Consider the following 1,103-nt stretch of genomic DNA (forward strand, 5'->3'; position numbering starts at 1 on the left):
AGAGTAAGGTCCTTGATGAAGAGGATGGGTATTGAGGCAATCTACCGACGACCCAATACGTCCAAACCGGCGCCAGAACATAAAATCTACCCGTATCTGCTGCGTGATGTGGAGGTTTTAAGACCCAGTCAGGTCTGGGCCATCGACATTTCCTACATTCCCATGGCAAAGGGCTTCACCTATCTGGTCGCTATCATTGACTGGTACTCGTGCAAAGTTCTGAGCTGGCGGTTATCAATCACCATGGAGGCTACCTTCTGCATCGAAGCTCTGGAAGATGCACTCGCTAAATACGGCAAGCCAGAGATTTTCAACTCTGATCAGGGCTCTCAATTCACCAGCATAGACTTCACCGATGTGCTCAAGCGTGAGAAGATCAAGATCTCCATGGATGGCAAGGGAGCATGGCGCGACAATGTTTTTATCGAACGGTTCTAGCGCACCATCAAGTATGAGGAAGTCTACCTCAAGGCCTACGCCAGTGTGCCAGAGGCCAGAAAATCCATTAAGCAGTACATCACCTTTTATAACCAGAAGCGCCCACATTCATCGCTTGAACGGAACACCCCGGATCAGGCTTACTGCACCCACCCGCAGCACATAACTCAAGCTGCTGCGTAATCGGAGCGGATCCACTTATAAAAGACGCTCACCTGTCCAAATAAACGGAACCACCTCTGAGTTTTTCGTTTAATCATCTTCCGATGCTGTAGGATCTGTTTATCTCGCCCGAAATAGGCGTTGGCTGGCGTGACGTTGCCAAGGCTCTCGTGATAGCGGCGGTGATTATAGTAATCGACGAAGTCTGCGATTTGCGCCTCCAGATCCTCTGACATGTAGTAGTTTTCGAGTAAGATGCGGTTCTTCATAGTCTGATGCCAACGCTCGATCTTACCTTGCGTTTGCGGACGCTCCCTGAACATGCGGTAATCCCCCCTGAAATTGATCGAGTTTAAAAGTAGAGATAGTGTTGCCTCATATTGAGGACTGAATTTATGAAGAAATCTCGTTTTAGCGACGCGCAGGTTATTGCAATTTTGAAGCAGGGAGAAAGCGGTATTCCCGTTGCGCAGCTTTGCGGGGAGCATGGTATGAGCGCAGCC

At 49.3% G+C, this 1,103-nt stretch carries 1 protein-coding gene and 2 pseudogenes; 2 read left to right on the top strand and 1 reads right to left on the bottom strand.

What is annotated here, in order from left to right; all coding sequences use genetic code 11:
- Positions 1 to 621 (top strand): annotated as a pseudogene (locus PsAD37_RS20695) (IS3 family transposase); the annotation flags it as partial.
- On the opposite strand, the pseudogene PsAD37_RS27830 reads toward PsAD37_RS20695, so the two are convergent.
- Positions 606 to 908 (bottom strand): annotated as a pseudogene (locus PsAD37_RS27830) (integrase core domain-containing protein); the annotation flags it as partial. The pseudogenes PsAD37_RS20695 and PsAD37_RS27830 overlap by 16 nt on opposite strands.
- 87 nt (positions 909 to 995) lie before the next feature.
- Between PsAD37_RS27830 and PsAD37_RS28185 the strand changes: the two are divergent.
- On the top strand, positions 996 to 1,103 hold a 108-nt coding region (locus tag PsAD37_RS28185; RefSeq protein ID WP_153039732.1), incomplete at its 3' end, for a transposase.

Origin of the sequence: Pseudovibrio sp. Ad37 (assembly GCF_001623075.1) — a bacterium.
Taxonomy (GTDB): domain Bacteria; phylum Pseudomonadota; class Alphaproteobacteria; order Rhizobiales; family Stappiaceae; genus Pseudovibrio.